Annotated in this window: 7 protein-coding genes; 5 read left to right on the forward strand and 2 right to left on the reverse strand. The window is 67.0% G+C overall.

Translation table 11 applies throughout. The features are described 5' to 3' along the window. Positions 1–250: 250 nt before the first annotated feature. The 4 genes from FHD68_RS16390 (at position 251) to FHD68_RS16405 (ending at position 3191) form a co-directional block, all read left to right on the forward strand. The gene (locus tag FHD68_RS16390; protein ID WP_046001342.1) at positions 251–538 is read left to right on the forward strand and encodes a ribbon-helix-helix domain-containing protein; all 288 of its coding nucleotides are present in this window, start codon (positions 251–253) and stop codon (positions 536–538) included. A 92-nt stretch (positions 539–630) separates the two neighbouring features. Continuing rightward, a complete protein-coding gene (locus tag FHD68_RS16395) occupies positions 631–1026 on the forward strand; it encodes a VOC family protein (RefSeq protein ID WP_127899136.1) in 396 nt (131 codons plus the stop codon). A 57-nt stretch (positions 1027–1083) separates the two neighbouring features. Then, a complete protein-coding gene (locus FHD68_RS16400; RefSeq protein WP_046001345.1) occupies positions 1084–1605 on the forward strand; it encodes a twin-arginine translocation pathway signal in 522 nt (173 codons plus the stop codon). Positions 1606–1616: 11 nt separating this feature from the next. Next, positions 1617–3191 (forward strand): GMC family oxidoreductase, encoded by a 1575-nt coding sequence (locus FHD68_RS16405; protein ID WP_127899135.1) that lies wholly within the window; start codon positions 1617–1619, stop codon positions 3189–3191. A gap of 44 nt (positions 3192–3235) precedes the next feature. Here FHD68_RS16405 and FHD68_RS16410 read toward each other — a convergent pair whose 3' ends face one another. Further along, on the reverse strand, positions 3236–3736 hold the full coding sequence (locus FHD68_RS16410) for a ferritin-like domain-containing protein (protein WP_046001347.1): 501 nt from the start codon (positions 3734–3736) through the stop codon (positions 3236–3238). A 146-nt stretch (positions 3737–3882) separates the two neighbouring features. Here FHD68_RS16410 and FHD68_RS16415 point away from each other — a divergent pair, with 146 nt between their 5' ends. Next, the gene (locus tag FHD68_RS16415; protein ID WP_127899134.1) at positions 3883–5727 is read left to right on the forward strand and encodes an ABC transporter ATP-binding protein; all 1845 of its coding nucleotides are present in this window, start codon (positions 3883–3885) and stop codon (positions 5725–5727) included. Between the two features lie 61 nt (positions 5728–5788). On the opposite strand, the gene FHD68_RS16420 is transcribed toward FHD68_RS16415, so the two are convergent. After that, positions 5789–7417: OmpA family protein (locus FHD68_RS16420; protein ID WP_139086240.1), on the reverse strand; the 1629-nt coding region annotated here is incomplete at its 5' end.

Consider the following 7417-nt stretch of genomic DNA (forward strand, 5'->3'; position numbering starts at 1 on the left):
CCGCACCGTCGGCGCAGGCGTCGTCTCCAAGATCATCAAGTGATCCAGGGCCCGAACGGGCCAAGGAATGCTGATGCTGCCGGATGATCCTTTCGGGGATATCGCGGCGGACAGGGCCACCCTTCGGGGTGGCCCTTGTCGTTTGTGTCTGGCGACGGTGCCAATATGGATGACATGACAAAAAAGTCGCGTTGACCGACGCGGGGCCGCACGCGAGACTGCAGGTCAGGAACAGGACATGATCAAGCTGATGTGCCAGATCTTTGCCGGGCAGCACCCGGACCGCTATGAGACCGTCACCCGCCGTTTGCGCCTGAACGGCCAGTCGACATCGATCCGGCTGGAGCGTGCATTCTGGTGCATCCTGGACCGCATCGCCGCCCGCGAAGGCGTGACGACGCCCGCCTTCATCTCCAAGCTGCACGCCGAAGTGCTGGAGCTACACGGAGAGGCGCGGAACTTCACCTCGCTGCTGCGCTGCGCCTGCACGATATATCTGGGTGAGGACGACGTCGCCCCGGCCATCGCCGCGGAGTGACACGAATATTTTCGCTGTAGTAATCCGATACTACCCGGCCCGTCCCCAAGCCCCTAGCCTCGATCAGGCAAGACACGTGCAGGGAGGGCCAGATGGCCAAGTACATCCACTCGATGATCCGCGTTCTGGACGAGGCGGCCTCGGTCGATTTCTATGACCGCTGCTTTGGACTGAAGGTGGCCGAGCGGCTGGATTTCGAGAAATTCACGCTGATCTACCTGTCCAATGGCGAAAGCGGGACCGAGCTGGAGCTGACCGTCAACAAGGGCCGCACCGAACCCTATGACCTGGGCGACGGCTATGGGCACGTGGCCTTTTCGGTCGACGATGTCGATGCGACCCACGCCCGGTTGGAGGAGACCGGCTTTGCCCCCCGCAAGCTGGTCGATTTCGCGCCGGGCGGCGAGGTGATCGCCCGCTTCTTCTTCATCAAGGACCCGGACGGATACGAGATCGAGGTCCTGCAGCGGGGCGGCCGCTACAGCTGATCAGCCTGCCGCGCCCTTGGGAGGGGGCGCGGGACCACATCAAGGGAGGAGGAACCCATGTCTGAACCAACGACCAAGGGCCTGACCCGTCGGGCGCTGCTGTCGCGGGCCGTCGCGGCGGGCGCGCTGGCAGTGGCCGGCGCAGGCTTCATCGCGGCACCCGATGCGGCCTGGGCCGTCGAGGTGACCGCGATCAGCGAGCACGAGATGGCCACGCTGCTGCAGATGGCCCGCGACATCTATCCGCATGACCGCGTGGGCGACCGTTTCTATGCGATCGCGATCAAGGGATACGACACCGCCGAGAACCAGCCCATGGTGGCCGAGGGCATCGCCGCGCTGGACGCCGCCGCGCAGGCGGCCGGGCATGACGACTATGTCTCGATCGGGTGGGAGCAGGACCGCGTGGCGATCCTGCGCGGGATGGAGGACAGCGCGTTCTTCCAGACCGTCCGGGGCGGGCTGGTGACTGGTCTCTACAACCAGAAAGAGGTCTGGCCGATCTTCGGCTATGAGGGAGAGAGCTTCTCCCAAGGCGGCTACATCTATCGTGGCTTTGACGACATCGACTGGCTGTAAGGGGGCGGATCATGGCTACGGCAGCGAAATTCGAACTGACCGACGACAGCGTGGTCGTCATCATCGGCACCGGCGCGGGCGGCGGCGTGCTGGCCAACGAACTGGCGCAGAAGGGCGTCAAGGTCGTGGCGCTGGAGGCGGGCGGGCGCTATCTGCCCGAAGACTATATCAACGACGAATGGGAAAGTTTTGGCCAGTTGGCCTGGACCGACCCGCGCACGACCAGCGGAGACTGGCGCGTGGCCAAGGATTTCAGCGGCTTGCCCGCCTGGATCGTCAAGGCGGTCGGCGGCACCACGACTCATTGGGCGGGCGCCTCGATCCGGTTCCAGGAACATGAATGGAAGGCCCTGACCACCTATGGCACGGTCGAGGGGGCGAACCTGCTGGACTGGCCCATCGACGCGGCCGAGATGGCGCCCTGGTACGAGAAGGCCGAGGCCAAGCTGGCCGTGACCCGGACCGGCGACTTTCCGGGCCTGCCGGGCAGCAACAACTACAAGGTGTTCGAGGCGGGGGCCAAGGCCATCGGCTATACCGAGGTCTCGACCGGGCGCATGGCGATCAACAGCATCGACAACGACGAACGGCCGGCCTGCCAGCAGACGGGGTTCTGTTTCCAGGGCTGCAAATGGGGCGCCAAGTGGTCGGCCGCCTATACCGACATCCCCAAGGGCGAGGCGACCGGCAACCTTGAGGTCCGCGACCACGCCCATGTGGCCCGCATCCTGCACAATGACCAGGGCCGCGTGACCGGGGTCGAGTATTTCGACAAGGACGGCGCCCTGCAGTTTCAGGCCGCGCGCATCGTGGCGGTGGCGGGCAACAGCTTTGAAAGCCCGCGGCTGCTGCTGAATTCCGCCAGCGAGATGTTCCCCGACGGTCTGGCCAACAGCAGCGGTCAGGTGGGACGCAACTACATGCGCCACACGACCGGGTCGGTTTATGGCATCTTCGAAAAACCCGTGCGCATGTGGCGGGGTACGACCATGGCCGGCATCATGCAGGACGAGGCGCGCCACGATCCCTCCCGCGGCTTCGTCGGCGGATACGAGCTGGAGACCCTGTCCTTGGGCTTGCCCTTCATGGCGGCCTTCCTGGACCCCGGCCGGTGGGGGCGCGAGTTCACGACCGCCTTGGACCAGTACGAATACATGGCCGGGCTGTGGATCGTCGGAGAGGACATGCCGCAGGAGACGAACCGCGTCACCCTGTCGGACACGGTCGACAAATTTGGCCTGAAGGTCGCCAACGTGAATTTCAGCGACCATCCCAACGACGTGGCGATGCGCAATCACGCCTATGAGCGGGGGCAGGCGATGTACCGGGCGATGGGGGCCACGCGGACCCTGCCGACGCCTCCCTATCCGTCCACGCACAACCTTGGGACCAACCGAATGTCGGAGCGGCCGGAGGACGGCGTGGTCAACAAATGGGGGCAGACGCATGACATCGCGAACCTGTTCGTGTCCGATGGCAGCCAGTTCACGACGGGCGCGGCGGAAAACCCGACCCTGACCATCGTCGCGCTGGCGATCCGTCAGGCCGACCATATCGCCAAGGAAATGGCCGCGGGCACGATCTGAGGAAAGACGACCGCCCGGGGTGTCCTCCGGGCGGTCGTGGTGGATCAACCGTTGGCGGCCTTCTGGTTGACGCCGCCCTCGGCGATGCGGGTCATGTGCTTGTCGCCGTCGCGGGTGCTCTCCAGGCATTCCTGCAGCACGCCGCCATCGGCATCCAGATCCAGGCGGTTGGCAAAGCTGCGCACGCAGCCATAGCCCGCGATCGCGTAATGGGTCAGGCGCTGATACTGGGTGATGATCGCCGCGTCGCGGACGTCGTCATCACCGAAATCGGCCTGCAGCGCGTGCTTGCGGGCCTCGGTCACCAGACCTTCCATGCCCTTGCAGTGCTCTCCGGTGGGGTCGACGCCGTGCTGGCTGCACAGGGTCGCCAGATGCTCCATGCCGCGGGCAATGCCTTCGTTGCCGGCGATCAGCGCCTCGGCCAGTTCGCGCGACTTGGCGACGCGACCCATCTCGGTCACGACGGGCATGGACTGCTTGCAGGCGGAATACAGATCCTGCAGCTGGTCCAGATACAGGTCCTTGAGGGAATTCATGGTCATGATACGGCCTTTCTGATGGTGCTGGATGACCAACGATCCCCGGCCCGCCCCGTTCCATCGCGATGGCAAAGATCGCCCCTGCGCGCTTGACTTTGCGGGCGGTCCGGGTCAGCACTGCGGCCCCTTCAGCAGCGGAGGACATCCCCATGTTCGCCTGGTTCGAACGACGCATCGACCCCTATCCCGACCAGACCCCAACCATGCCCCCGTCGGGTCTGTGGCGGTTCGTGCTGCATTACAGTCGCGGCACGCTGCCTTGGCTGGTGCTGCTGGCCGTGGGATCGGGCCTGATCGCGCTGATCGAGGTGGCGCTGTTCGGCTGGCTGGGGCAGTTGATCGACCAGTTGGCCGACACCCCGCGAGAGGTCTTCTGGGACCGTCATGGCGGCAGCATCGCGCTGATGGCGCTGGTGCTGCTGGTGGTGATGCCGGCGTTGAACGTGGTGACATCGCTGGTCCTGCACCAGTCGCTGATGGGCAATTTTCCGCAGCGCATCCGCTGGCAGGCGCATCGCTGGCTGCTGCGCCAGTCGGTCGGCTACTTCCAGGACGAATTCGCGGGCCGCATTGCGCAGCGCCTGATGCAGACCGCGCTGGCCGTACGCGAGGTGTCCATGAAGATCATGGACGTGGGCAGCTATGTGCTGATCTATTTCCTGGGCGCGATGGTGCTGGCCGCCAGCCAGGACTGGCGTCTGGCCTTGCCCTTCCTGGTCTGGGCCGCAGCCTACGGCGCGCTGCTGTGGTATGTCGTGCCGCGCCTTGGCCGCGTGGCGCAGGAGCAGGCCGATGCCCGCAGCGCGATGACCGGACGCATCGTCGACAGCTATACCAACATCGCGACGGTCAAGCTGTTCTCTCACTCCGACCGGGAGGAGGCGTGGATGCATCAGGGCATGGACCGGTTCCTGGGCACCGTCCACGCGCAGATGCGCCTGTCCAGCCTGCAGGACATGGTGCTGAACCTGCTCAACGTCTGGCTGGTCGCGGCGGTGGCCGGGCTGGGGCTGTGGCTGTGGACGCAGGGGCTGATCGCGGTCGGGGCGGTGGCCATCGCGGTGCCGCTGGCCCTGCGGCTGAACAACATGTCGCACTGGATCATGTGGGAATTCGCCGCCCTGTTCGAGAATATCGGCACCGTGCGCGACGGCATCACCAGCCTGTCCCTGCCACGAGAGGTGCGCGACGCGCCGGGGGCGCAGCCCCTGCTGCCCGGTCCTGCGGCGGTGCGGTTCGACAACGTCACCTTCCGCTATGGCGGTGCTGCGGGGGCGCAGCCGATGGCGGTGCTGGACGACCTGACGCTGCATCTGCGGCCGGGTGAACGGGTGGGCTTGGTGGGCCGGTCCGGCGCGGGAAAATCGACGCTGATCAACCTGCTGCTGCGCTTTCACGACATCGACGCGGGGCGCATCACCATCGACGGCCAGGACATCGCGCAGGTGACCCAGGACAGCCTGCGCGCGGCCATCGGCGTGGTCACGCAGGACAGCTCGCTGCTGCACCGGTCGGTGCGCGAGAACATCGCCTATGGCCGCCCCGACGCGACCCCGGATCAGATCGACCACGCCCTGCGCATGGCCGAGGCGGACGGGTTCGTCCCGTCGCTGTCCGACAGCCAGGGCCGGCAGGGGCTTGATGCGCATGTTGGCGAACGCGGCGTCAAGCTGTCGGGCGGCCAGCGCCAGCGCATCGCCATCGCGCGGGTCGCGTTGAAGAACGCGCCGATCCTGATCCTGGACGAGGCCACAAGCGCCTTGGACAGCGAGGTCGAGGCCGCGATCCAGTCCCGGCTGGAGGCATTGATGCAGGGCAAGACGGTCATCGCCATCGCGCATCGCCTCTCCACCATCGCCGCGATGGACCGGCTGGTGGTCATGGACCAGGGCCGGATCGTCGAACAGGGCAGCCATGCCGAACTGCTGGAACGCGACGGTCTGTACGCCCGGCTGTGGCATCGCCAGTCCGGCGGCTTCCTGGCCGCGGACTGACGACAGGACGTGAAAAAGGCCCCGGCGCGATGCCGGGGCCTTCGTCGTTTCGTGGGTGCGCTTACTGCGCCAGCAGGTCGGTGATCCGGCGGACCGAGGCGCGACGGTTGTCGCGGATGTCGCCCTCGGCACGGACGCGCAGGAACTGCTCGCCATAGCCTTGGGTCACCAGGTTCTCCGGCGGCACGTCAAAGTACTCGGTCAGTGCCAGCGCCACCGATTCCGCGCGACGGTCCGACAGCGCCAGGTTGGCGGCGTCCGACCCGACCGTATCGGTATGACCCTCGATCATGAAGATCTCCTTCGGGTTCTGGGCGATCTGGTCTTGGATCGCACGACCCAGACCCTGCAACTGCTGCGCCTGATCCGACCGGATCGCGGCAGAGCCGGTATCGAAGGTTATCGCGTCGATGTTGACTGGCGCCACCAGCGCCCGCACCTCGGGGATGTTGCGGATCTGGGACAGCGTAAAGCGGCGGTCGACATTCGCCTCGCGCAGCAGGGCCTCGCGCAGCTGATCCTCGTTCAGGGGCGCATTGCCGGTCTGGACGGGGGCGGGGGCGGGCAGGGCGCCGATATCGACGGGCTGCACGTCGGCGGTGTCGTCGATCAGCTGCGTGGTCGTGCCGTCGGCGCTGACCAGGGTGCGCCGCAGCACCTGCAGGTTCGCGTCACGGATGGTCACAACGCGGCTGCCGTCCTGGCGCGTCACGATGGTGCGCGACGAACCGTCGTCGAAGTTCTCGGTCTGCACGGTCGAGCCGGGCTGGCGCAGCAGGGCGACCTCGTCCTTGATGACCTCTTGGCTGCCATCGGCGCGGGTGACGACCACCCGGTCCGGCGCGGACAGCGCAACTTGGCGGTTGTTGTTCAGGTAGGACCCGACCGCCACGGCACCCAGACCCAGCAGCAGGGCATTGCGCAGGCGGTTGTCGTCGTCCTCCTCCTCGGCCTGCGGTGCAGGCTGACCGGTGGCGCCCGCCAGCGCATCGCGCAGGCTGGTGGTAAAGTCCTCGGACGAAGACCGGGCGTTCTCCTCGGTCACCTGCTGCTCGGTGATCTCGCCCGATCCATCGGCTGCGTCCAGCGCCGCCGCGGTGGCCGGTGCGGTCGCCTGAGCGGCCTCGCGCGATGCCTCGGTCTCGACGGTGTCCTCTTCGGCGGCACGACGGATCATCTCTCCATTCTGGCCGACGCGGTACATCTGCGCCTCGGTCGGGGCCAGGCGCAGCTCGCCCGCCTCGTTGGTCTCGACGACGACGCCGTTCGGGGTCATCGCACGACCGCCATCTGCACAGGGGAACGCGCTGCCGTCCAGACAGGTCAGCGCCGAGGTGTCCAGGCCACCCTGAACCTCTTGCGTCAGCACTCCGGCCAGACCCGGCAGGGCGCCAGCGCGTTCGACCTGCGTTGCACCGGTCGCCAGGGTCAGGCCACCCTGAGCCGCAGGCGCTGCGGGTTCCGCAGGTGCATCGGCCGTCGCGGCCGGATCGGCTGCGGGCTGCTCGCCCTGCTCCTGCGCGCGCAACTGCTCGGTCAGGGCGTCGAGGTCGCTTCCGACGGGTTCTTCAGCGGCATCCGCCGGCTGCTGGTCGTTTTGCGCGGCAGGGCGTGCGTTCGGACGCGGCTCCGCCGGAGCGTCGGCGGCAGGAGGCGCCTCGCGCTGCGGGTTGGCGCGCGGCGCGGCATC

It is taken from the genome of Paracoccus marcusii, assembly GCF_006151785.1.
Classification (GTDB): Bacteria; Pseudomonadota; Alphaproteobacteria; order Rhodobacterales; family Rhodobacteraceae; genus Paracoccus; species Paracoccus marcusii.